24 protein-coding genes, 2 tRNA genes and 1 pseudogene are annotated in these 21,758 nt (G+C 61.9%); 7 read left to right on the top strand and 20 right to left on the bottom strand.

Annotated features, from left to right (window positions below; genetic code table 11):
• Nucleotides 1-5: 5 nt before the first annotated feature.
• From glp to moaC, 6 genes are all read right to left on the bottom strand, one after another.
• Entirely contained in the window at nucleotides 6-1,241 is a 1,236-nt protein-coding gene (glp, locus tag CK486_RS00945) for a gephyrin-like molybdotransferase Glp (protein ID WP_095938430.1), read from the bottom strand.
• Complete coding sequence (gene moaB, locus CK486_RS00940; protein ID WP_095938429.1) at nucleotides 1,238-1,792, bottom strand: molybdenum cofactor biosynthesis protein B; 555 nt, start codon at nucleotides 1,790-1,792, stop codon at nucleotides 1,238-1,240. Before moaB ends, glp begins: the two co-directional genes overlap by 4 nt.
• A gap of 91 nt (nucleotides 1,793-1,883) precedes the next feature.
• A complete protein-coding gene (gene moaE / locus CK486_RS00935; RefSeq protein WP_095938428.1) occupies nucleotides 1,884-2,330 on the bottom strand; it encodes a molybdopterin synthase catalytic subunit MoaE in 447 nt (148 codons plus the stop codon).
• A 1-nt stretch (nucleotide 2,331) separates the two neighbouring features.
• A complete protein-coding gene (moaD, locus tag CK486_RS00930; protein ID WP_095938427.1) occupies nucleotides 2,332-2,580 on the bottom strand; it encodes a molybdopterin converting factor subunit 1 in 249 nt (82 codons plus the stop codon).
• 14 nt (nucleotides 2,581-2,594) lie between these two features.
• Entirely contained in the window at nucleotides 2,595-3,236 is a 642-nt protein-coding gene (gene pdxH, locus CK486_RS00925; RefSeq protein WP_095938426.1) for a pyridoxamine 5'-phosphate oxidase, read from the bottom strand.
• Between the two features lie 59 nt (nucleotides 3,237-3,295).
• Nucleotides 3,296-3,763 (bottom strand): cyclic pyranopterin monophosphate synthase MoaC, encoded by a 468-nt coding sequence (gene moaC, locus CK486_RS00920; protein WP_095938425.1) that lies wholly within the window; start codon nucleotides 3,761-3,763, stop codon nucleotides 3,296-3,298.
• A gap of 155 nt (nucleotides 3,764-3,918) precedes the next feature.
• Here moaC and ytfE point away from each other — a divergent pair, with 155 nt between their 5' ends.
• A complete protein-coding gene (ytfE, locus tag CK486_RS00915; RefSeq protein ID WP_095938424.1) occupies nucleotides 3,919-4,578 on the top strand; it encodes an iron-sulfur cluster repair protein YtfE in 660 nt (219 codons plus the stop codon).
• Nucleotides 4,579-4,638: 60 nt separating this feature from the next.
• Here ytfE and CK486_RS00910 read toward each other — a convergent pair whose 3' ends face one another.
• From CK486_RS00910 to mobA, 3 genes are all read right to left on the bottom strand, one after another.
• Nucleotides 4,639-5,883: an acyl-CoA dehydrogenase family protein gene (locus CK486_RS00910; RefSeq protein ID WP_095938423.1), complete on the bottom strand. Its 1,245-nt coding sequence runs from the start codon at nucleotides 5,881-5,883 to the stop codon at nucleotides 4,639-4,641.
• A 180-nt stretch (nucleotides 5,884-6,063) separates the two neighbouring features.
• Nucleotides 6,064-7,251 (bottom strand): NnrS family protein, encoded by a 1,188-nt coding sequence (locus CK486_RS00905; protein WP_095938422.1) that lies wholly within the window; start codon nucleotides 7,249-7,251, stop codon nucleotides 6,064-6,066.
• A complete protein-coding gene (mobA, locus tag CK486_RS00900; RefSeq protein ID WP_095938421.1) occupies nucleotides 7,245-7,937 on the bottom strand; it encodes a molybdenum cofactor guanylyltransferase MobA in 693 nt (230 codons plus the stop codon). The genes CK486_RS00905 and mobA overlap by 7 nt, the downstream gene beginning before the upstream one ends.
• Nucleotides 7,938-8,444: 507 nt before the next feature.
• On the opposite strand from mobA, the gene CK486_RS00895 reads away from it, so the two are divergent.
• From CK486_RS00895 to CK486_RS00885, 3 genes are all read left to right on the top strand, one after another.
• Entirely contained in the window at nucleotides 8,445-9,452 is a 1,008-nt protein-coding gene (locus tag CK486_RS00895; RefSeq protein WP_095938420.1) for an XRE family transcriptional regulator, read from the top strand.
• Nucleotides 9,453-9,577: 125 nt separating this feature from the next.
• Nucleotides 9,578-9,772, top strand: coding sequence for an excisionase family protein (xisR, locus tag CK486_RS00890; RefSeq protein WP_371915471.1), 195 nt, complete (start codon nucleotides 9,578-9,580; stop codon nucleotides 9,770-9,772).
• Nucleotides 9,769-11,070 carry an Arm DNA-binding domain-containing protein gene (locus tag CK486_RS00885; RefSeq protein ID WP_256574333.1) on the top strand — a complete coding sequence of 434 codons (1,302 nt, stop codon included), beginning with the start codon at nucleotides 9,769-9,771 and terminating at the stop codon, nucleotides 11,068-11,070. Before xisR ends, CK486_RS00885 begins: the two co-directional genes overlap by 4 nt.
• Before the next feature lie 120 nt (nucleotides 11,071-11,190).
• On the opposite strand, the gene CK486_RS00880 is transcribed toward CK486_RS00885, so the two are convergent.
• From CK486_RS00880 to dapA, 4 genes are all read right to left on the bottom strand, one after another.
• Nucleotides 11,191-11,280 (bottom strand) — tRNA-Ser (locus CK486_RS00880).
• 140 nt (nucleotides 11,281-11,420) lie between these two features.
• Nucleotides 11,421-12,290: a phosphoribosylaminoimidazolesuccinocarboxamide synthase gene (locus CK486_RS00875; protein WP_095938418.1), complete on the bottom strand. Its 870-nt coding sequence runs from the start codon at nucleotides 12,288-12,290 to the stop codon at nucleotides 11,421-11,423.
• Nucleotides 12,291-12,393: 103 nt separating this feature from the next.
• Nucleotides 12,394-13,515, bottom strand: a complete 1,122-nt coding sequence (gene bamC / locus CK486_RS00870) for an outer membrane protein assembly factor BamC (protein ID WP_095938417.1) — start codon at nucleotides 13,513-13,515, stop codon at nucleotides 12,394-12,396.
• Nucleotides 13,516-13,533: 18 nt separating this feature from the next.
• Complete coding sequence (gene dapA, locus CK486_RS00865; RefSeq protein WP_095938416.1) at nucleotides 13,534-14,412, bottom strand: 4-hydroxy-tetrahydrodipicolinate synthase; 879 nt, start codon at nucleotides 14,410-14,412, stop codon at nucleotides 13,534-13,536.
• 184 nt (nucleotides 14,413-14,596) lie between these two features.
• On the opposite strand from dapA, the gene CK486_RS00860 reads away from it, so the two are divergent.
• Nucleotides 14,597-15,154, top strand: coding sequence for a glycine cleavage system protein R (locus CK486_RS00860; RefSeq protein ID WP_095938415.1), 558 nt, complete (start codon nucleotides 14,597-14,599; stop codon nucleotides 15,152-15,154).
• A 34-nt stretch (nucleotides 15,155-15,188) separates the two neighbouring features.
• Nucleotides 15,189-15,662, top strand: a complete 474-nt coding sequence (locus tag CK486_RS00855; protein WP_095939025.1) for a peroxiredoxin — start codon at nucleotides 15,189-15,191, stop codon at nucleotides 15,660-15,662.
• Between the two features lie 47 nt (nucleotides 15,663-15,709).
• Here CK486_RS00855 and CK486_RS00850 read toward each other — a convergent pair whose 3' ends face one another.
• Nucleotides 15,710-15,955: a sulfurtransferase TusA family protein gene (locus CK486_RS00850; RefSeq protein ID WP_095938414.1), complete on the bottom strand. Its 246-nt coding sequence runs from the start codon at nucleotides 15,953-15,955 to the stop codon at nucleotides 15,710-15,712.
• Between the two features lie 106 nt (nucleotides 15,956-16,061).
• On the opposite strand from CK486_RS00850, the gene CK486_RS00845 reads away from it, so the two are divergent.
• Nucleotides 16,062-17,501, top strand: coding sequence for a M48 family metalloprotease (locus CK486_RS00845; RefSeq protein WP_095938413.1), 1,440 nt, complete (start codon nucleotides 16,062-16,064; stop codon nucleotides 17,499-17,501).
• Nucleotides 17,502-17,555: 54 nt separating this feature from the next.
• Here CK486_RS00845 and nadA read toward each other — a convergent pair whose 3' ends face one another.
• The 6 genes and pseudogenes from nadA to pal all read right to left on the bottom strand — a co-directional run bounded on the left by nadA (nucleotide 17,556) and on the right by pal (nucleotide 21,728).
• Nucleotides 17,556-18,614: a quinolinate synthase NadA gene (nadA, locus tag CK486_RS00840; protein WP_095938412.1), complete on the bottom strand. Its 1,059-nt coding sequence runs from the start codon at nucleotides 18,612-18,614 to the stop codon at nucleotides 17,556-17,558.
• Between the two features lie 159 nt (nucleotides 18,615-18,773).
• Nucleotides 18,774-18,849 (bottom strand) — tRNA-Lys (locus tag CK486_RS00835).
• 57 nt (nucleotides 18,850-18,906) lie between these two features.
• Nucleotides 18,907-19,581 (bottom strand): 7-cyano-7-deazaguanine synthase QueC, encoded by a 675-nt coding sequence (queC, locus tag CK486_RS00830; protein WP_095938411.1) that lies wholly within the window; start codon nucleotides 19,579-19,581, stop codon nucleotides 18,907-18,909.
• Between the two features lie 10 nt (nucleotides 19,582-19,591).
• The gene (queE, locus tag CK486_RS00825) at nucleotides 19,592-20,239 is read right to left on the bottom strand and encodes a 7-carboxy-7-deazaguanine synthase QueE (RefSeq protein WP_095938410.1); all 648 of its coding nucleotides are present in this window, start codon (nucleotides 20,237-20,239) and stop codon (nucleotides 19,592-19,594) included.
• Between the two features lie 181 nt (nucleotides 20,240-20,420).
• Nucleotides 20,421-21,230, bottom strand: a complete 810-nt coding sequence (ybgF, locus tag CK486_RS00820) for a tol-pal system protein YbgF (protein WP_095938409.1) — start codon at nucleotides 21,228-21,230, stop codon at nucleotides 20,421-20,423.
• 1 nt (nucleotide 21,231) lies between these two features.
• Nucleotides 21,232-21,728, bottom strand: a pseudogene (pal, locus tag CK486_RS00815) (peptidoglycan-associated lipoprotein Pal).
• Between the last annotated feature and the right edge of the window lie 30 nt (nucleotides 21,729-21,758).

Raw genomic sequence — 21,758 nt, 5'->3', positions numbered from 1 at the left:
CCCCCCTAACAGAGCAATTGACTGAAGGGCAGGTAATCTATCGCCGCGCCTTCGGCCAGGGTCTGCCCGCACTCAACAAGCGCCAAGCCATCGGCCCAGCAGGCCGAGGTGAGCATGGCCGAGCCCTGCTGTGGATGCAGGCAGACGCGTAGCTCGCCGCCCTGGTACTGCAGGCGTGCGCGCAGGTACTGGCGACGTCCGTTGGCCTTGTTCCAGCTGAAACCGGCCGGCAGGCGCAGGGCCTGAGGCAGCACGTCGACACAGCCCTGGACGCGCAGCAGGTAGGGCCGCGCCACCACCAGGGCGGTGATCAGCGCCGCCGCCGGATTACCCGGCAGACCGAGCCAGGGCGTGCGGCCCACCCGGCCAAAGGCCAGCGGTTTTCCCGGCTGGATGGCCAGGCGCCAGAGCTGCAGCGCGCCGAGTTCGCTGATCGCCTGCTTGAGGTGATCCTCCTCGCCCACTGACACGCCACCGGTGCTCAGCAGCACATCGCACTCGCCCGCTGCCTGGCTGAGCAGGTCCCGCGTGGCGGCTAGGTCATCGGCCACCGTGGCGTAGTCGCGCACCTCCAGGCCCAGGCTGTGCAGCACGCCGAGCAGGCTGTAGCGGTTGGCGTTGTAGATCTGCCCCGGCTGCAGCGGCTCGCCCGGCTCACGCAGCTCGTCCCCGCTGCTCAGCAGGCCGACGCGCAGGCGACGGTAAACCACCACACGGGCCACGCCGAGGCTGGCCAGCAGTCCCAGTTCCTGGGCACGCAGGCGCTTGCCGACGGCCAGCACCTCAGTGCCGGCGGCCAGCTCCTCGCCTTGGCGGCGTACATGCTCACCACCCCGAACCGGGGGCAGCCACACCTGGCCGTCAGCCACCCGGCAATCCTCCTGGGCCACCACCGTGTCGGCGCCCGGCGGCAGTGGCGCGCCGGTAAAGATGCGCAGCGCCTGGCCGGCGGCAAGACGTTCCTGCGCCGCATCGCCAGCGGCAATCCGCCCACCCAGCGGCAACCAGCCCCCCTCCGCCGGCAGGTCGGCAGCGCGCAGGGTGTAGCCATCCATCGCGCTGTTGTGCCACTGCGGCACGGCAAAGGGGCTGCTGATCGGCTCGGCCAGCACCCGCCCCAACCCCTCGGCCAGCGGCACGGCTTCGACCGGCAGGGTCGGCGGCAGCTGACTGAGCAGCTCGCCGATGGCCTCGTCGACCGGGCGCAGGCCGTGACTGTCACACCCGCAGGCGACACTCATGAGCGGCTACCGCAGCAGGCGGCGGCCTCGGTATCAAGACGTTTGAGGTGCGGCACGAAGTTGCAGGGTTTGGTGCGGCTGTCGAGCTGCTCCAGCAGGATCTTGCTCCAGGCCGTGCGGCAGGCATTCGGCGAGCCGGGCATGCAGCACACTAGGGTGCCATTGCTGATGCCGGCCAGCGCCCGTGACTGCAGGCTGGAGGTGCCGATCTCGGCCACCGAGACCTGGCGGAACAGCTCGCCAAAGCCATCGACCTGCTTGTCCAGCAGCGGCGCCACCGCCTGCGGCGTGTTGTCCCGTGCAGTGAAGCCGGTACCGCCGGTGAGCAGCACCACTTGAACCTTGGAATCGGCGATCCACTGGCTGACGCGGGCCCGGATCTGCCAGATGTCGTCGATGACGATGGCCCGCTCGTACAACTGGTGTCCGGCGGCGGTCAGGCCATCGATCAGCACCTGGCCGGAGGTGTCGGTTTCCAGTGTTCGGGTATCGCTGATGGTGAGCACGGCGATGCGCAGTGCCTGGAACTGGCTGGAAGCAAGGTGGGCCATGACGGCAATCTCCACAGATTAATTGCCTGCAGCCTGCACCCAAGCGGCGCCTGCGCCCATTCCCCGTTGGAGGTATCTCCGCCGGCAGCGACTACCAGCGCGCCGCAGCCTGCTGGTCGCTGTCGCGACCATCTACCCAGTGCGCACCGTTAGCGCCCTGCTCCTTTTTCCACAGCGGCGCCCGGGTCTTGAGGTAGTCCATGATGAAGTCGCAGGCGCTGAACGCTGCCTGGCGATGGGCGCTGCTGACCCCGACGAAAACGATCGGCTCGCCCGGCGCCAGATCACCGACCCGGTGCAGGATGTGTACATGCAGCAGCGGCCAGCGCTCGCGCGCCTGCGCCTCGATGGCCTGCAGGGCCTTCTCGGTCATGCCCGGATAGTGTTCGAGGAACATCCGTGCCACCGCCTGACCGTCGTTGAAGTCGCGCATGTAGCCGACGAAGCTGACCACCGCGCCGACACCGGCGTCGGCCTGATGCAGCGCATTGAGAAGCTGCCCCGGATCGAAGCCTGCGGTCTGCACCTGCACCGCCATCTCAGCCTCCGGTCACTGGCGGGAAGAAGGCGATCTCGTCGCCATCGGCCAGCGGTTCGGCCGGACTGACCAGTTCCTGATTGCGCGCGCACATCAGGTTGCCCTCGGCCAGCACCTGCCAGGCCCCGCCGCGCTCCAGCAACAACTGGCGCAGCGTCTCGATGCTGGTTAGCGACGGCTGCCACTCCAGCTGCTCGCCGCTCAGGCCCAGATGCTCGCGGTAGCGGGCGAAATAACTGATACGAATCATCGGCTCATTCCTCGTCAGGGCGCCAGTCGCTCGCGCAGCCACTGGCCATCCTGCAATCGGTAGTTATGACGGTCATGCAGGCGCGCCGGGCGCGCCTGCCAGAATTCCATACGCTGCGGCAGCAGGCGGTAACCACCCCAGTTTGCCGGCCGTGGTGGTTCGCGATCGAGAAAGCGGTATTTGCACAGGGCGAACTGCGCCTCCAGCTCGCCACGCCCGCTGAGCACCTGACTCTGCTCGCTGGCCCAGGCCCCCAGCCGACTGGCCCGCGGCCGCGTCTGGTAATACTGGTCCGACTGCAATGCGCCGAGGCGTTCAACCACGCCTTCGATTCGCAGCTGGCGTTGCAGCGCCGGCCAGTGGAATACCGCCGCAGCATACGGGTTGCCGGCGAACTCCTGCCCCTTGGCACTCTGGTAGTGGCTGAAGAACAGCAGGCCGTGCTCGTCCACCCCACGAAGCAGCAACATCCTGGCATGAGGTCGGCCTTGGGCATCGACGCTGGCAAGAAACATGGCCAAGCCCTCATCCGCCACCACAGACTGAGCTTCGCTCAGCCAGCAGTGCAGCAACGGCCAAGGCTGGCCCGGCAGCTCGCCATCCTGCAGGCCCGCGGCCGTAGGCTCAGACCACCGTGCGGCCGGTTGTTCGCTCATCGTCCACCTCCCGTTCCTGCGGCAATATCAGCCTTGCCTGAGCCATCAACCCGGGCCGGTCACGGTGCAACATAGTGCCCGGAGGCGCCGCCGGATTTTTCCAGCAGGCGCACGCTCTCGATGCACATGCCACGATCGACCGCCTTGCACATGTCATAGATGGTCAGGGCCGCGACACTGACCGCCGTCAGCGCCTCCATCTCCACCCCAGTCGGGCCGCTGACCCGACAGGTGGCGCGGATGCGCACGCTGTCCTCGCCTTCGGCCGCGAGTTCAACCGCCACGCGACTGAGCAGCAGCGGATGGCACAAGGGGATCAGCGCATGGGTCTGTTTCGCCGCCTGGATGCCGGCAATGCGCGCCACGGCGAACACATCGCCCTTGGCGTGGCCGCCCTCGACGATCAGGCGCAGGGTCGCCGGCAACATGCGAACACGCGCCTCGGCCACAGCCTCGCGGCTGGTCGGCGGTTTGTCGGTGACATCGACCATGGCCGCGCGGCCCTGGCTGTCCAGATGAGTCAGCATGTTCTGCTCCGGGTTAAATGGAGTGGGCGCTTGCGTAGCGCTCGTTGTCCGGCAGATTAAACGCAGCCCGCTCCCACGCCCTTGATTGTCATCAAGGAGCGTCGGGTAGTGCTGCCTAGGATGGTGGGCAAGTCTTTACTACCGAGGATTGCCGCATGACCACCCCACTTGTCGATCAAACCCTGGGCCAGTTGGCCAGCCAGATTCCCGGCGCCACGCGTCTGTTCCGCGATCATCGTCTGGATTTCTGCTGCGGCGGCGATCAGAGCCTGCGCCACGCCGCCAGCGTGCGCGGCCTGGATGCCGAGCAACTGGCCGAGCGCCTGGCCGAAATCAGCCGGCAGCCGAGCCAGGACACCGACTGGAACGAGCAGCCGACTGCGGCGCTGATCGCCCATATCCTTACCCGCTATCACGCCCGTCACCGCCAGCAGCTGGAAGAACTGACGCGTCTGGCCGACCGCGTGGAGCAGGTGCATGGCGCCAACCCCGCCTGCCCGCGTGGTCTGGGCGATTTTCTCACGGTGCTCGGCGAAGAGCTGGACAACCATATGCAGAAAGAGGAACAGGTGTTGTTCCCCATGCTCGAACAGGGTTATGGCGCCATGGCCGACGGACCGATCTCGGTGATGCGCTACGAGCACGATCAGCATGGCGATGCCCTAGAGCGTCTGCTGGAGCTGAGCCACGGCCTGCAGCTGCCAGAACATGCCTGCAACACCTGGCGTGCGCTGTACCGCGGGCTGGAGGAACTGCATGACGACCTCATGGAGCACATCCACCTAGAAAACAACATCCTCTTCCTGCGCCAGTAATCCCGCCGCCGCGACATTGGGGCGGCCAGTGTTGCCTGGCCACCCCGCGCGGTAATCGCATCAGTGCGGCGGTTTCAGCCAGGCCGCCGTGCCCCCACGACGCTCCTGGCTTGCTGCCAGCTCCAGCCGCGCCACGCTGCGCAGGTGCACCTCGTCCGGGCCATCTGCAAAACGCAGGGCGCGCGCCACCGTATACAGGTCGGCCAGCGGTGTGTCCGGGGTCAGCCCCATGGCGCCGAAGGCCTGCATGGCCCGGTCGACCACCTCGGCCTGCATGCGCGGCACCAGCGCTTTGATCATGGCGATTTCCCGGGCGGCGGCCTTGGCCCCGACCGTATCGATCATCCAGGCAGTCTTGAGCACCAGCAGGCGCGCCTGCTCGATGGCAATCCGCGACTCGGCGATACGGTCGCCGAGGTTGGCGTACTGACTGAGGTAACGGCCGAACACCTTGCGCTCCTGGCAGCGCTCCAGCATCAGTTGGAGCGCCAGTTCGGCCATGCCGATGGCGCGCATGCAGTGATGGATGCGCCCTGGCCCCAGGCGTGCCTGGGCCATCATGAAGCCATCGCCTTCGCGCCCTATCAGGTAGCTCACTGGCACCCGTACATTGCGCAGTAGCAACTCGCTGTGACCCTCGGGCGAGACATGGTTGAGCACCGGGATATTACGCAGCAGCTCGACGCCCGGCGTGTCGAACGGCACCAAGACCATGCTCTGCTGACGATGCGCCTCGCCCTGCGGATCGCTCTTGCCCATGACGATCAACAGCTTGCAGTTGGGGTGCGAGGCATTGGTGATAAACCATTTGCGCCCGTTCAGCACATAGTGATCTCCGTCGCGCTGGATCAGCGTCTGGATATTGCTGGCGTCGGAGGACGGCACATCCGGCTCGGTCATGGCAAAGGCCGAGCGGATCTCCCCGGCCAGCAGCGGCACCAGCCATTGCTCGCGCTGCTGTTCGGTGGCGAACAGGTGCAACAGCTCCATGTTGCCGGTATCCGGGGCGTTGCAATTGAACACTTCGGAGGCCCAGCCCACTCGGCCCATGATCTCCGCCAGCGGGGCGTACTCGAGGTTGCTCAGGCGCGTGCCAGGCTCATCCTCGCCCAGTGCAGGAAGGAACAGGTTCCATAACCCTTCGCTGCGTGCCAGCGCCTTGAGGTCACCCATGAACGACACCGGATACTGGCCGGCCTGCACCTCTCGGTGCCACTGGCCGATACGTGGCACGATGTAGCGTTCCATGAAATCGTTGAGCTGTTGACGCAAGGCTTCCACGCGCGGGCTGTAGGCAAAGTTCATGATCGGCTCCTCTCGGTTGAGATGAGATCAAGCTATGCCTTGCAGACCAGGGCTAGAAGCATGTTGCGTCGCGCTGATGCGCCCCCATCAGCCACCTCGCAACTTGACCGCCATCAAGGCAGGTCGACACAACCCGCCGCCCGGGCCATCAGCTAGGTCGACAGTCGTTCTTAATAGTCATCAACCTGGATGACCGTCGGCACGGGGGCGACACAGCATCGGCCCGTAGCGGTACAGATAGAGGGCGAAGGCGGCCGTCCACAGAGCCGCCGCCAGCCACAGGGCCAGCGAGTAATGAATGCCGACGCCGAACACGCGCAGTATGGCAGCCACATTAAGCAGCACGAAGGCCAGGGCAAAGCCTTGCGGGAGCTCCAGTGGCCGGCCGGTGTGACCCAGCGACACCCGCGCCAGCATGCCGAGAATCAACCCGCCCATGGCGCCGACGGTAAGCGCGTGCAGCGCCGGGCTCGGCGTATCGAGCAGACCCAGATGCCACAGCGCCATACCGGCACAGGCCAGCACCAGCCAGCCATAGGCCAGGTGCAGCGACCACAGCAGCGGTACCCGCAGCAGGCCCTTGTCGAACCAGCGCACAAGACGAATGCCATGGCCCAGCGCCAGAAGGGCAAACAGTACCGCCAGTAGCAGGCCGGGGCGCAGCGCCAGACCTGCCGCATGCAGCAGGGCAATCAGTACGCTGCCGAGCAAAAGGCTCTGGTCCAGCCATTCCCAGGCCGGCACCTGCTGCACCCGGCCGAGGCCGCGCTGGGTGAAGAACGGAATTACCCGCCCGCCGATCAGCCCCATCATCGCCGCCACCAGCCATACCGCCGCCAGGACGCCCTGGCGCTGTAGGCCGTCATCCCGCAGCTGCACGCCAACCAGACTCAGGCCATCGACAAGGCCCAGCAGCAACAACACGCCGACGACTGGGTAGTTACGTACCTGCCGCACCGCCCAAAGCTGGCGGGCCATGACCACCGCTACAGCAGCAAAGAACGCCAGGTTGCTCAGCAACAACAGCGGCGCCCAGGGTTGCCACCAGGCGGTTCGGGCCAACAGCCAGAGCACGACCAGACCGCCCAGCGGCCGTCCACTGAGCCCAGGACGACCGGTCCAGTTCTGCACGGCCGTGAGCAGAAAACCGGCAATGATCGCGCCGGCAAAACCGAACGCCATCTCGTGACGGTGCCAGGCCAGCCACCCACCCTGAGGCTGCAGGCTGTGCCAGCCAGCCAGCCAGGCGAAAATCCATAGTGGTAACGCCAGCGCTGCGAGTAGGCTGCCGAGCAAGAAGAACGGGCGAAACCCCAGACGCAGCAAGGGAGGAATGGCCAGCGCAGTGCGCTTGTCGACGATCAGCATGTCAGCTCCCTGACCGGCAGCCGCCTACCCTGGCTGGGCAGCGCAACCGGCGATTGATGCAACAAGTGCGGTGTATTGATATTCAGCAGACGCGGGTCATCGCCCGCACAGTCCAGCGCCACAGCGTCCAACCTTAACAGCAGCTCACGAGGGCTGCGCTCGCCATCGCTCCAGGCCTGCTCAAGCAGTGACAACGCCGTGCGTGGCAAAAGACTCACCAGCGGTTGCCAGTGCACCCCCTGGCGCAGCATGACCGGCCGGCCGGAACTGACCTGTGCCTTCTGCCAGAGCGAATCAAGCAGCGTGCGGTCCAGATTCGGCAGATCACAGGGCACCACCAGCAACCAGCCATGACGCATGCCCCTGAGGCCTTCGCGGATTCCGGCCAGTGGCCCGGAAAAATCTGCATGCTCATCGCGCAAGAGACGATCGGCAAAGGGCGCATAACGCTCAACATTGCGATTGCAGGAAATCAGTAGCTCGTCGGTCAACGGCCGCACTAGGCGACTCAACCAGCTCACCATAGGTCGACCCTGCCACTCGATCAGTCCCTTGTCACGCCCGCCCATGCGACTGCCCTGGCCACCGCAGAGTATCAGCGCTGAACAATCTCCAAATCCAACCAAGGGATGCACAGGTTGCTCCAGGGACGAAATGAGATTGAATTGTGAAGTCAGATACCTCATCGGAAATGATCAAAATCATGCCTAGGCAACGTTCTGCAGGAGGAATGATGTGGATCACTTCTTTTAGCAGTAAATCCTTCAGAGCGGAAAAGCATCACTGCCTTATAGAGTTGAAGAGGACGTAAGGCAGTCGACGAAATGGATAGTCTCCATGCAGACCTGATTTAGTGACTGCATTCGATCGCTACTGTGCATGCTCAACTCGGGTGAAGCGATGTCGGTACGACTGCTTTTGGCCGGCAGCCCCCCTCAGAAAGAATCACTTCAAACAACTGCTACCACTCGCATGCAACTCTGACCTTAGGACTGAAAATCCTACGCTCCACGCCGGCAAAAAATGCGGCCACTTGACTGGCTTTCTTGCTACCTCGCTGCAGCTGCGCTGGTCGCCAACTCAAACGCGCCCGATCAGACGAATCAACCCCTCAAGCAATATTTATTAATAGCATATATTGACAAAGCTTTAGATCGCAATCATCATGGATCAATCCTTAGAGGAATCTTTCCATGAACCCTTTCGACCTAAAAACCATAAGCGGCCGCATAGCCTTTGCGCGCAAGTCATTGAGCCTGACGCAGTCAGAGCTAGCAAAGCTTGCTGGAATAAGCCAGTCGAGCATCGCACTGCTTGAAAGTGGTTCGACCAAAGTACCTAAGCGAGCTCTTGAGCTCGCAAGTGCATTACAGGTACCCGTTGAATGGTTGATCAACGGCGAAGGTCCTGTGCCAACACAAATTCCAGAAGATCCTGCCCAAGAATCTGTACTAGCCGTAAAGCAATCCAGCTTGGCATCTCGCCTGATCATCCGCCGCGAGCAATGCGGACTAACGCAAGCACAACTCGCCGCAAAAGCAGGCCTTTCACAGGCAACCGTAGGCAACCTTGAAACCGGAAGGAACAAAGGCACCAAGCGCATACTTGAGCTAGCGAAAGCACTACATGTAACCCCCGAGTGGCTGTTGCATGGAGGAAACCTAGAGGAGGCTAAAGGGGACGCTTTACGCTACGACATGGGGGTACTCAGTAAGGAGCAGCAGCTAGAAAAAATGCTGCAGCGATTCGTCAACATGCAGGCGGAGCCAACTCCACACAACTCAGCAGAAGCGCATAACCGACTGAGGCTCCTACCCATCATTGACTGGCATGACGAAGCTCTATCGAGCCCGGAAAGTGCCCACATGAGCCATCTCAAGAGAGGATTCTTTAACAGCCCATTCAGCCACAGCGAGCTTGCCTTCTGGATGAGGGTACCCACAGACGTGATGGAACCCGAGTATCGAGAGAATGACCTGATCCTGATCGACCCCCAGTTAACCGCATGCAATGGCGATGACATCGTGATCCTGAACCCTCACGGAGGACCAGGATTCGGGCGACTGCGGCATAACTTCAACAACCAATACATTGAAATCCTCAATCCAAGCTATCCCGACAGAATGCTTAAGCTTGAAGAAAACATGCGGATTGTTGGCGTTGTCAGCGGAATGGTGAGGCGGCCTCGCGCTAGGAGATGACCTAAGCGCCCTTTTTTTGCCTAAAATAATAGCAGTTGCATTTTTATTAACAGCAGAGGTGCATTATGGAACCACTATCAGAACCATCTAAACCCACACCAATACGAGCCAGAAGAACCAAGGAGCTGATCGTAGTCCAGCCCGCAAAATGGGTCAGGCAGGAACTGCTTTTCCCCATCTTCGGGATTAGCCCCGAAGCGGCCAGGAAATACCGATCAACATACCAATGGCATGAGGGCCAGCACTGGAACAGAGACCCGGCTAACCGGATCGTCTACAACCGAGAAGCCATCGAACGATGGATGGCAGGTGCTGTATGAAATTTGTGATGCCCAAAGGGGTAGAAATCCACAGCGGCAAGGTGCGCATCAGCTTCACGCTGAACGGCAAGCGAGAGCGCGAAGTGTTCAAAGACATGCCGGTCAACCAGAAGACCATCGACTATGCCGGCAAGATGCGAGCTCTGGTGGTCGAAGAAATAGAGCAGGGGATTTTTGACTATGAAAGGCGTTTCCCCGAATCAACTAAACTGAGCAGTCGGGTGAACGCTGCTACATCCACCCCAGCCACTCCCACGCCACCCTCAACACCACCCCCCATGGCTAGCACTGGTGCGCAGACACCAAAGACGCTGACGGTGGCTGACGGCGTAAGGGAATGGCTCCGAGTCATGAAGGGGCAAACAGCGAAAACGACATACATCAACTACCGCTGCAAAGCAGGCCATGTGACTCGTCATTTCGGTGAAACGCCTATCAACCAGGTAACAATCCAAGACCTGAAACTATTCAGAAATCACTTGGTAAAGCCAGAAACTGGGGAGAAAGGTCTCTCTGCCAAAACGGTGAATGACATTCTGATCATTTTGCGTGGTGTCTGGACTGATGCAAAAGCCAACCAACTGATTCCGCACAACCATATGCTGGAGATCAGCAACCATAAGCCGAACTCAAAGAGCAAAGCTGATCCGTTCACCCGGGATGAGATCAAGCAGATCTTACTCGCTGATGCTGGACGCATGCCTGAGGCACGCATGGTTGTTTTCAACTGCTGGACTGGCTTATCACGATCTGAACTACTAGGCCTGGCCCGGGAAGACATCGATCTGGCCAACAACCTGATCCATGTGAGGCGAGCTCACGTAGAGGGCGAGTTCCGCGTCCCCAAGGAAGAGCTCCGCGAGCGCAGTGTCGAACTGATCGTGCCAGCAGCCAGACTGATGCGCCAGATCCTGAAGGACACCGCCAAGTGCCAAGTACAGCAGATTGAGGTCACCCAGAGGGATAATCTCACGAGCGAACAAGAGACGGTTACCCTCCTGTTCCGTGATAGCTCGACAGGAAAACCTTGGAAGCCTGATGACCTAGACAAGTGGTTCAAAGGGCATCTGGTTAAAGCGAAGGTTCGGCACCGAGGCATCAATCAGTGTCGCCATACCTTCGCCAGCCAGGCGTTATCCAGCCACGTGAACATGGAGTGGCTTGCCAAGCAGCTGGGGCATGCGGACACCACCATGATCAAGAAACACTATGGAAAGTTCATCCCGAAGGATGCCAAGCGAATGGCCCCCCGAGCGTCTGAGCAGATGGGTTTTGGGGAGGGCTACAGCGGCCTGTAACGGCCTGGAAGCAGCGATTTTTGCCCCCAAAACGCCCCTTTTTGCCCCCAAGGCGATTTTGAGCATGCCAAAACCAAAGAAAAAGCCCCGTAACTCATTGAATTACGGGGCTTTTTAGTTTGGCGGGGAGATAGGGATTCGAACCCTAGGTGCCATTGCTGACACAACGGATTTCGAATCCGTCCCGTTCGACCACTCCGGCATCTCCCCCAAGTCGGCGCGCATCATAGCAGTTTGAAACGCGTTGGCGAACCCCCAGGAGAGGATTTTTCTTGTCTGCTCAGGTGCTTGCACCGGCACACGGACAAGAAAAGGGCGCCATGGCGCCCTTCTCCAGATCGACCGAAGCCTTAGCGAGTCAGGCGAACCAGAGCTTCACGGTACTTGTCGGCGGTCTTCTGCGCCACATCGTCCGGCACACGAGGCGCCGGCGGCTGCTTGTTCCAGCCGGTGGACTCCAGCCAATCACGCACGAACTGCTTGTCGAAGCTGGGCGGATTGCTGCCTTCGGCGTAGCTGTCAGCCGGCCAGAAACGGCTGGAGTCCGGAGTCAGCGCCTCGTCCATCAGGGTCAGGGTGCCGTCTTCGTCCAGTCCGAACTCGAACTTTGTGTCGGCGATGATGATGCCACGGGTGGCGGCGTACTCGACTGCCGCGCTGTACAGGGCGATCGCCGTGTCACGCACCTTGGCTGCCAGCTCGGCACCGATGATGGCCTCGCACTGGGCGAAGGTGATGTTCTCGTCGTGATCGCCGACAGCAGCCTTGGTCGAGGGCGTGAAGATCGGCTGAGGCAGCTTGGCCGCTTCCTTCAGGCCCGCCGGCAGGGCAATGCCGCAGACAGTGCCGCTCTTCTGGTATTCCTTCCAGCCGGAGCCGACGATGTAACCACGCACGATGGCTTCAACGGCCACCGGCTGGAGACGCTTGGCAACCACGGCACGGCCTTCAACCAGCGGCAGCTCGGCGGCCGACACCACGTCTTCTACCTTGTCGCCGGTGAAATGGTTGGGCACCAGGTCCTTGAGCTTGTCGAACCAGAAGTTGGAGATCGCGGTGAGGATCTTGCCCTTATCCGGGATTGGCTCATTGAGGATCACGTCGAAGGCAGACAGGCGGTCACTGGCCACCATCAGCATGCGCTTGTCGTCGATTTCGTAGAGGTCACGGACCTTGCCGGAGTAGAGCTTTTTCAGGCTGAGGCTGCTGGGGGTGGTCATGGTGATTTCCGCCTTTATCAAACGAAACAGGCGAAACCCCGAAGGATTTCGCCCATTAGTCGGTTAGCTGTCCGCCGTCATGCCATGGCATGACGGCTGTGGATCAGGAACCGAGGTTCTGCTGGATCAGTTGCAGGACGCGCTCGGCATCCTCGGCCGGGGCCACAGTGTTGAGGTCCTTGTCCAGGGTCACCTGAACAACGTCACCGACGGTGGTCAGGCGAACCTGATAACGCTCGGCACGGGCATTGACCTCTTCCTCGCTCGGCTCGCTGGAGAACAGGCTGTTGAAGAAGCCAGGCTCCTCGCCTTTCTTCTCGGCCTTCTCAGCGAGATTGACGTAGTAAACGCCCAGGCTGCGGTTGAGGTCGTCGACCCGCACATCAGCCATTTCCAGAGCGCGGCCGACACTCGACCAGGCGCGATCGAAGCTGGCGCCCAGCACCAGCTGCGGGTTGCCGTTGCCGTCCTTGCTCATGCTGACGCGGTTTGGCGCATCGAAATCACGAGCAGCGAGCAGCGATACCGAGCCGCCCTGCTCGGAAGAGCGCGCCATGCTGGAGAGCATTTCATCGAGCAGCGCCGCTTCCAGGCTGGCGTTGCTGGAACGTGCCGGCCAGTCGAGATCCGCCACGGTACCGGCCGGACGCTCGGCAGTGAGGACAAAGACTTCACTGGTGTTGCGCACTACGCCGGGCTCGATGCGCACACGCACACGGGTCTCGGCCTCGGGATCAACACCGGACACGCGCGAACTCAGGCGACGCGCCATGCCGGAAGACAGCGCGTCGAAACGCTGCCACTCGGTGGTGAATTCACCGGTCTGCGGACGTTCCTGAGCAATGCGGAAACCGTTGCTTTCGAAGAACTGACGCGCTACCGGCCAGACTTCAGCCGGGGTCTTCTGCGCCACCAGCCAGCGCGACTCGCCGCTCTTCTGCAGGCTGAAATCGCTGATGTCGGTGCTGTTGGCCAGCGGCAGCGGACGTGGCACTTCGAAGTCGGCATTGGCCTGAGCCGTACCGACATTGCGCGGAATCGGCAGCAGCGGATCGAGACGCTTGGCCTCGACATTGGCCGGCATCTTCATCGGCGCCGTTTCGTGCGCCTCCAGGTAATCGTTGCCGCGATCGCGGAAATAGCCGTCTTCGCCCCACAACCAGCCACAACCGCTGGTTCCGGAGACAACAAGGGCAAGTGCGGACAGGCCGACCAGTCGCTTCATGCGTGTGAATTCCTCGGATTAAGCCAGGATGCCGGTCTGGCGCATGGCCTGACGCAGCGGCTCATGGCAGCGCGGGCTGAGCCAGGTCAGCGGCAGACGAATACCTTCCGGAATCAGACCCATCTCATGCAGGGCCCACTTCACAGGAATCGGATTGGATTCAATGAACAACGTCTTGTGCAGCGGCATCAGGCGGTCATTGATCGCACGGGCAGTAGCCGCGTCGCCGGCCATGGCAGCAACGCACAGTTCACTCATGGCGCGCGGTGCGACGTTGGCAGTCACCGAGATATTGCCCTTGCCCCCCATCAGCATCAGCTCGACAGCGGTGGCGTCGTCGCCGGAATAAACCAGGAAGTCGGCCGGCACGCGGTCCAGCACTTCCTTGCAGCGCTGCAGGTCGCCGGTAGCTTCCTTGATGCCGATGATATTGGCGATCTTGGCCAGACGCTCGACGGTTTCCGGCAGCATGTCGCACACGGTACGACCCGGTACGTTGTAGAGAATCTGCGGGATGGCCACAGCTTCGGCGATGTGGCGGAAGTGCTGGTACAGGCCTTCCTGAGTCGGCTTGTTGTAGTACGGGGTGACCAGCAGGCAGGCATCGGCGCCAGCCTCTTTGGCGGCTGTGGTCAGCTCGACGGCTTCACGGGTGCAGTTGGCACCGGTGCCGGCGATAACCGGGATGCGCCCGGCAACCTGATCGACCACGCGGCGAATCACCTCAACGTGCTCGCTCACTTCCAGGGTGGCGGATTCACCGGTGGTGCCGACCGCGACAATGGCATTGGTCCCTTCCTGCAGGTGGAAGTCCACCAGTTTGGTCAGGCTGTCCCAATCCAGACGACCCTGTGCGTCCATGGGCGTTACCAGCGCCACCATACTGCCCGCAATCATGCAACCGCTCCTGCCGCAATAAAGAAAGGCGTAATGGTACAAGGCTCCGGGTTGCTTTGCGAGTAGCCACCACTACCATCTGGAAAGCCCGGCACACTGCCGCGAGATTCCCCTTGGCAGCGCTTTTCGCTACCCTGCACCTTTGCTGGCGCAGGCCGGCGCTCTCACGTTTTAGGAATGCGGCATGTCCACCACCCAGCCCCGTGAACAATTTCTGTTGATCAGCGCCCACGGCGCCAACGCCATGGAGCTCACCAGCGTTATCAACAAGGCCGCCCAGGAAAGCCGCTGCGCCATCATCAGCAGCCGCCTGGGCCGCCACGGCGAATTCAGCGCACTGACCGCACAGGCCTCCGGTAGCTGGGATGCTCTGGCACGCCTGGAAGGCCTGCTGCCAACCCTGGCCAAGCGCCATGAGCTGAGCATCAATGTCACCCGCAGCGCCAATGCCACCAGTCGCCCACAGGCGCTGCCCTATGTGGTTTATGTCAGCGCCGCCTATCGCCCGGACATCATCAGCGAGCTGTGCCAGTTCTTCACCGACCACCACCTCGAGCTGGAAAGCCTGACCTGCGATACCTATCTGGCACCGCATACCGGCACCACCATGCTCAACGCCAACATCACCGTGACCCTGCCGGCCGGCACCCAGATCAGTTGGCTGCGCGACCAGTTCCTCGACTTTGCCGACGCCATGAACCTCGACGCTCTGATCGAGCCGTGGCGCCCACAAAACCCGTAAAGCAGGAGAATTGCCCATGCCCATGCCCATGCCCATGCCCGTTGCCATCGGCCAGGCCGTACCGGACTTCACTGCACCCGCCACCAGCGGCCAGAGCATCCAGCTGTCTGCCCTCAAGGGCCAGCAGGTCGTGATCTATTTCTACCCCAAGGACAGCACACCGGGCTGCACCACCGAAGGCCAGGGCTTTCGTGATGCCCATGCGCAGTTCGCGGCCGCCAACACGCTGATTTTCGGGGTATCGCGCGACAGCCTGAAGTCCCACGAGAACTTCAAGTGCAAGCAGGAGTTCCCCTTCGAGCTGATCAGCGACAAGGACGAGGCGGTTTGTCAGCTGTTCGACGTGATCAAGCTGAAGAAGCTCTACGGCAAGGAATACCTGGGCGTCGACCGCAGCACTTTCCTCATCGATGCCAACGGCGTCCTGCAGCATGAGTGGCGGGGCGTCAAGGTTCCCGGCCATGTGGACGAGGTTCTGGCCGCGGCCCAGGCACTGGCCCACCGCTGAGCCATGCCGATTCGCCACAGGGGCCGCTTTTGCGGCCCCTGTGCATTTCAGGCCTTGCGCAGCCAGTAACGGTAAACGCCGTCGACCACCTCTTCCCGCAACAGATCGTGCCCGGCCAGTCGGGCAAAGGCGCGAAAATCTCGCTGCGAGCCGGCGTCGGTGGCACTCACCTTGAGCACCGCACCGGAAGGCAGTCGATTGAGTTCCAGTTTGGCTTTGAGCAGCGGCAGCGGGCAGTTCAGCCCACACGCATCCAGCTCGGCATCCACCACCAGTTCGAAAGGTTCACTCATCAGCTATCTCCAGACCGGCGCGCAGCTTAACCAAGCCCCGCCGGACTGGCCAGCGGCACGGCCAGCCGGCTAAAGTAAGGCCTTTCGCTTGACGAGTAGCCCACGGATGAAACTGTTGCGCCCCACCCTGCTGTCCCTCGCCTGCCTGCTCGCCAGTCCGGCACTGACGGCAAGCGATCTGCCTTCGCTGGGCGACTCCAGCTCCTCGATCGTCTCCCCACAACAGGAACACCAACTGGGCCGCGCCTGGCTGAGCATGCTGCGCGGACAGATCCCCCAACTGTCCGATCCGCTGCTCAAGGACTTCGTCGAAACCAGCGTCTATCGCCTGGCCGAAACCAGCCAGCTGCAGGATCGCCGCCTGGAGTTCATCCTCCTCGACAGCCCGCAGCTCAACGCCTTTGCCGCCCCCGGCGGGATTATCGGGGTCAACGGCGGCCTGCTTCTGAATGCCCGCAGCGAAGCCGAATACGCTTCGGTCATGGCCCACGAACTGGCGCACCTGTCGCAGCGCCACTTTGCCCGCGGCATCGAAGCCCAGAAGCGCATGCAAATCCCGATGATGGCCGCCATGCTAGCCGGCATCGTAGCCGCCGCAGCGGGCGCCGGTGACGCCGGCATCGCGGCCATCGCGTCCACCCAAGCGGCAGCCATTCAGGAGTCACGTCGGTTCTCCCGCCAGAACGAGCAGGAAGCCGACCGCATCGGCATCATCAACCTGGAAAAGGCCGGCTACGATCCACGCGCCATGCCAAGCATGTTCGAGCGCCTGATGCGTCAGTACCGCTACGACAGCAAGCCACCTGAATTCCTCATGACCCACCCGGTGACCGAAAGCCGCATCGCCGACACCCGCAACCGCGCCGAGTTGTACCCTGAGGGCGGCCGCAACAACAGCCTGCAATACCAGCTGATTCGCAGCCGCGTGGCCCTGCAGTACGAAACCACGCCCGGCATGACCGCCAAGCGTTTCCGCGCCGTACTGGACGAGCACCCCAACTCGGAGCCGGCGCGCTATGGCCTGGCGCTGGCACAGATCAAGGGCGGCCAGCTGGACGAAGCGCGCAGCCACCTGCAGCAACTGCTGAAAAAATCGCCCAATGAGCTGATCTACAACCTGTCGATGGTTGACCTGGATCTGGCGGCCGCTCGCCTTGGCGACGCCCAGGCTCGACTGAAGACGCTGAGCAGCCGCTATCCGGGCAACTACCCCGTGCGCCAGGCCCAGGTCGAGCTGCTGCTCAAGCAAAACAAGGCCAAGGACGCCGAGCAGGTCCTCAACCAACTGGTCAGTGACCGCCCCAACGATCCGGACATTTGGTATCAGGTAGCGGAAGTGCGCGGCCTGGACGGCAACATCATCGGCCTGCACCAGGCTCGCGGCGAATTCTTCGCACTGGTTGGCGACTACGACCAGGCCATCGAGCAGCTGGATCTGGCCAAGCGCAAGGCCAGCGTCAACAACTTCCCACTGGCCTCACGCATCGACGCGCGGCAGCAGCAGTTCATTGAAGAGCAGCGCGAAGTGAAGAAGATGATGCGTTAAGCGCATCCATAAAAAAGCCCGGCCTAGGCCGGGCTTTTTTCTGCCTGAAATGCCTCAGGCGTTGCCACTCTGCTGCAGGCGCAATGCCTGAGTGAAATCCAGCATGCGCTTGAGCGGCTTGACCGCCTTGGGGATCAGCGCGGCATCCACGAAGATTTCATTGCTACCCTCACGCAGGCACTGCAGCGTACGTTCCAGTGTGTTCATGGCCATCCACGGACAATGCGCACAACTGCGGCAGGCAGCGCCGTTACCGGCGGTTGGCGCCTCAACGAACTCCTTGTCCGGACACAGCTGCTGCATCTTGTAGAAGATGCCGCGGTCGGTGGCGACAATGAATTTCTTGTTCGGCAGCGTCTGCGCCGCCTTGATCAGTTGACTGGTAGAGCCCACCGCATCGGCCAGTTCGATGACCGCTTCCGGCGACTCGGGGTGTACCAGAATCGCTGCATCCGGATAGAGCGCCTTCATATCGGCCAGCTGCTTGGCCTTGAACTCCTCATGGACGATACAGGCACCGTCCCACAACAGCATGTCAGCACCCGTCTCGCGCTGAATGTAGCGACCCAGGTGCTGATCGGGCGCCCAGAGAATTTTCTCGCCGTTATCCATCAGGCTTTCGACGATTTCCAGCGCGCAACTGGAAGTTACCACCCAGTCAGCCCGAGCCTTCACCGCTGCCGAGGTGTTGGCATACACCACCACCGTGCGCTCCGGATGCAGGTCGCAGAAGGCCGAGAACTCCTCCACCGGGCAACCCAGATCCAGCGAACAGGTCGCCTCCAGCGTCGGCATCAGCACACGCTTTTCCGGGTTGAGAATCTTCGCCGTCTCGCCCATGAACTTGACCCCGGCAACGATCAGCGTCTGCGCCTGATGCTGACTGCCGAAGCGCGCCATCTCCAGGGAATCGGAAACGCAGCCGCCGGTTTCTTCGGCCAGCGCCTGAATCACCGGATCGCAGTAGTAGTGCGCCACCAGCACGGCATTCTGCTTCTTCAGCTCGGCGGCGATTTCACTGCGGTAGAAGGCCTCCTGCTCGGGCGTCAGCGGCACAGGCTGCTTGGCATCGAGGTGGGCTTGAACCAGGAGACGTTCGGAAATATGCGTCATTTTGATCAGACCTGCAGGCGCGGGTTGGCAAGTGGCGAGTATACCATCGGCCTCGGCCACCTCAGGGCGGTGCGAGGTCGCGACACGCTGGCGGACAAGGCATCACCGGACTTTTTCGAGGCATAAAAAAAGCCAGTCTCTCGACTGGCTTTTGCGATTTGGTGGGTCGTGTAGGATTCGAACCTACGACCAATTGGTTAAAAGCCAACTGCTCTACCGACTGAGCTAACGACCCAATGCGGTGCGCATAATACTGATTTCTAAGAAGAAATCAACACCCCGCGAGAAAAAACTAGAAATACCGTGTCGGATCCGCCACACCCGCATTGGCAAAGCCTTCGGCGCGCAGGCGGCAACTGTCGCACTTGCCACAGGCGCGGCCCTCCCCGTCGGCCTGGTAGCAGGACACTGTCAAAGCATAGTCCACTCCGTTGGCCAGGCCAGCCTGAATGATCTGTGCCTTGGACAGATACTGCAGCGGCGCGCGAATGCGGAACCCCTCACCCTCGACCCCGGCCTTGGTGGCCAGATTGGCCATACGCTCGAAGGCCTCAATGAACTCGGGACGACAATCTGGATAACCGGAGTAATCCACGGCATTCACGCCGATAAAGATGTCCTGCGCTTCCAGCACCTCGGCCCACCCCAGCGCGAGGGCCAGGAACACGGTGTTGCGCGCTGGCACATAGGTGACCGGAATGCCCTCCGATGGCGCCTCCGGGACGTCGATGTTCAGATCGGTCAGGGCCGATCCGCCGATGCCGTTGAGGTTCAGGCCCACCACCTTGTGCTCAATCACACCCAGCTGCTGTGCCACACGCTCGGCGGCCTGCAGCTCAACACGATGGCGCTGACCATAGTCAAAGCTCATGCTGTAGCACTGGTAGCCTTCGGCCTTGGCCATAGCGACCACCGTGGCCGAATCCAGGCCACCGGACAGCAGGATGACGGCTTTCTTCTCGCTCATGCGCAACTCCTCAGTGTCCGGGCTCATCGTTCCAGAGAATCTTGTGCAGCTGCAGCTGCATGCGCACCGGCAGGTTGTCGGCAATCACCCAGTCGGCCAACTGGCGGGCACTGACCTGCTGGTGACTGGGCGAAAACAGCACCTCGCCGGCACGCTGATCGAGACCGTACTGGATCAACTTGGAAACCGCCCAGTCGTAATCCTCACGCGAACAGATGACGAACTTGACCTGATCATTGCTGGTCAGCAGTTCGATATTCTCGTAGCGGTTGCGCCCCACCTCCTCCGAGCCGGGCGTCTTCAGATCAACCACCTTGCTCACCCGCGGATCAACGCCCGCGACATCCAGCGCGCCGCTGGTTTCCAGGGAGACCTGGTAACCGGCATCGCACAGACGTTCCAGCAATGGCAGGCAGTTGGGCTGGGCCAGCGGCTCGCCGCCCGTCACGCAAACATAGCGGGGTTTGTAGCTGGCGACACGCTCAAGAATGCTGTCGAGTTCCAGCAGCTCGCCGCCACTGAAGGCATAGGCGGTATCGCAATACTGACAGCGCAGAGGGCAACCGGTGAGGCGTACGAATACTGTGGGCAAACCCGAAGTACGCGTCTCGCCCTGCAGCGAGTAGAAAATCTCGGTGATACGAAGAGTCTGAGTCATAAGGCACCGGGCGTGACAGCGAAACAGGCCATCCGCCTCCGTTGCGAAAAAAGGGGCCCGAATTCTAAACGAAAACCGCTACTGGTGAAATTTTAATCGCCCTCACAGCATTGAAGACTACCCGTCGCCGCCAACAAAAAACCCGCGCCAGGCGCGGGTTTCAGGACAGCCGGAAGCCGCGTTACAGACGCTGTAAGTCGCGCTGAGCCAGCTGCGCGGCGGAGCTGCCGGGGAACTGCGCAATCACCTGCTGCAGAATGCCTTTGGCCTTGTCCTTGTTACCCAGGCGCTGTTCGACATCGGCCAGCTTATACAGCGAGTCCGGCACCTTGGCATGACTTGGGTAGGAGGCGCTGACACGGGCGAACGCCTGACCGGCGCCTTGCAGATCGCCCTTGGCCAGATTCACCTCGCCCAGCCAGTACTGCGCATTGCCGGCGTACTGACTGCTCGGGTATTTGCGCAAGAACGCGGTAAAGGCCTGACTGGCCTTGTCGAAGTCCTTGGCCTTGATCAGATCAAAGGCGGCCTCGTAGTAGAGTTTTTCCTTGGCGGGGTCGCCAGGGGCAGCGGCCACAGGCTGTTGGCCTGCCGGCGCTACCGGAGCAGTGGCGGCATTGATGGCGCCAGCTGCGGGGGAATTCTGAGCGGCGGGCGCACCTGCGGCACCACCGGCTAAACGTGCGTCAAGATCCTTGTAACGGTCCAGACCTTCCTGCTTGAGGCGCTGGATCTCGTTCTGCTGTTCCTCGACCATGCCGCGCAGCTGGGCAATCTCTGCCTGCATCTGCTGCAACTGCATGAACAGCTCGCTCTGCGCCGAAGCCGGGGCCTGAGCCCCGCCTCCAGCGTAGGCGCCCGCCGTCCCGTAACCTGCCGGCGGATAGCTGCTGCCGTAGCCGGCATTGCTGCTGTCGATCACCGGAACCTCGGCCACTGCCGCGAGCGGCAGGGCGAGAGCCATCAGAGTCAGGAGACGGCGACTACGCATCTTACTTGCGCAGCTCTACGCGACGGTTCTGAGCCCAGGACTGGTCGTCGCTGCCGGTAGCAACCGGACGCTCTTCGCCGTAGGAAACCAGTTCCAGCTGAGCCGGGGAAACGCCCTGCAGAACCAGGTAGCGCTGAACGGCGCTGGCACGACGCTCGCCCAGAGCCATGTTGTACTCACGGGTGCCGCGCTCGTCAGCGTGGCCTTCCAGAACGACGCGAGCGCCGTTGCCTTTCAGGTCCTTGGCGTGAACGTCCAGAGCGCGCATGGCTTCCGGCTTCAGGTCGGAGCTGTCGTACTCGAAGTAGAAAGTGGTGATGGCGCGCAGAGCAGCTTCATCAGCCAGGCCAGCGTCCAGACCGTTGCCGTTGGCGTTGTAGCCAGCGTTCGGGTCGATGGCGCCGTCGCCATTCTCGTCACCGTTCTTGGAGGAACAGCCAACTGCAACAGCCAGGGCCAGGCTCAGGGCGCAAATTTGCCAAATTTCAGCATTTCCATTGTGGAACTCCTAAAGGAAGTCAGGTTTTA

The organism is Pseudomonas sp. HAR-UPW-AIA-41 (assembly GCF_002304225.1).
Classification (GTDB): Bacteria; Pseudomonadota; Gammaproteobacteria; order Pseudomonadales; family Pseudomonadaceae; genus Aquipseudomonas.
Note: the sequence above shows the minus strand (reverse complement) of the source record. Positions and strands in the feature narration are given on the sequence as shown.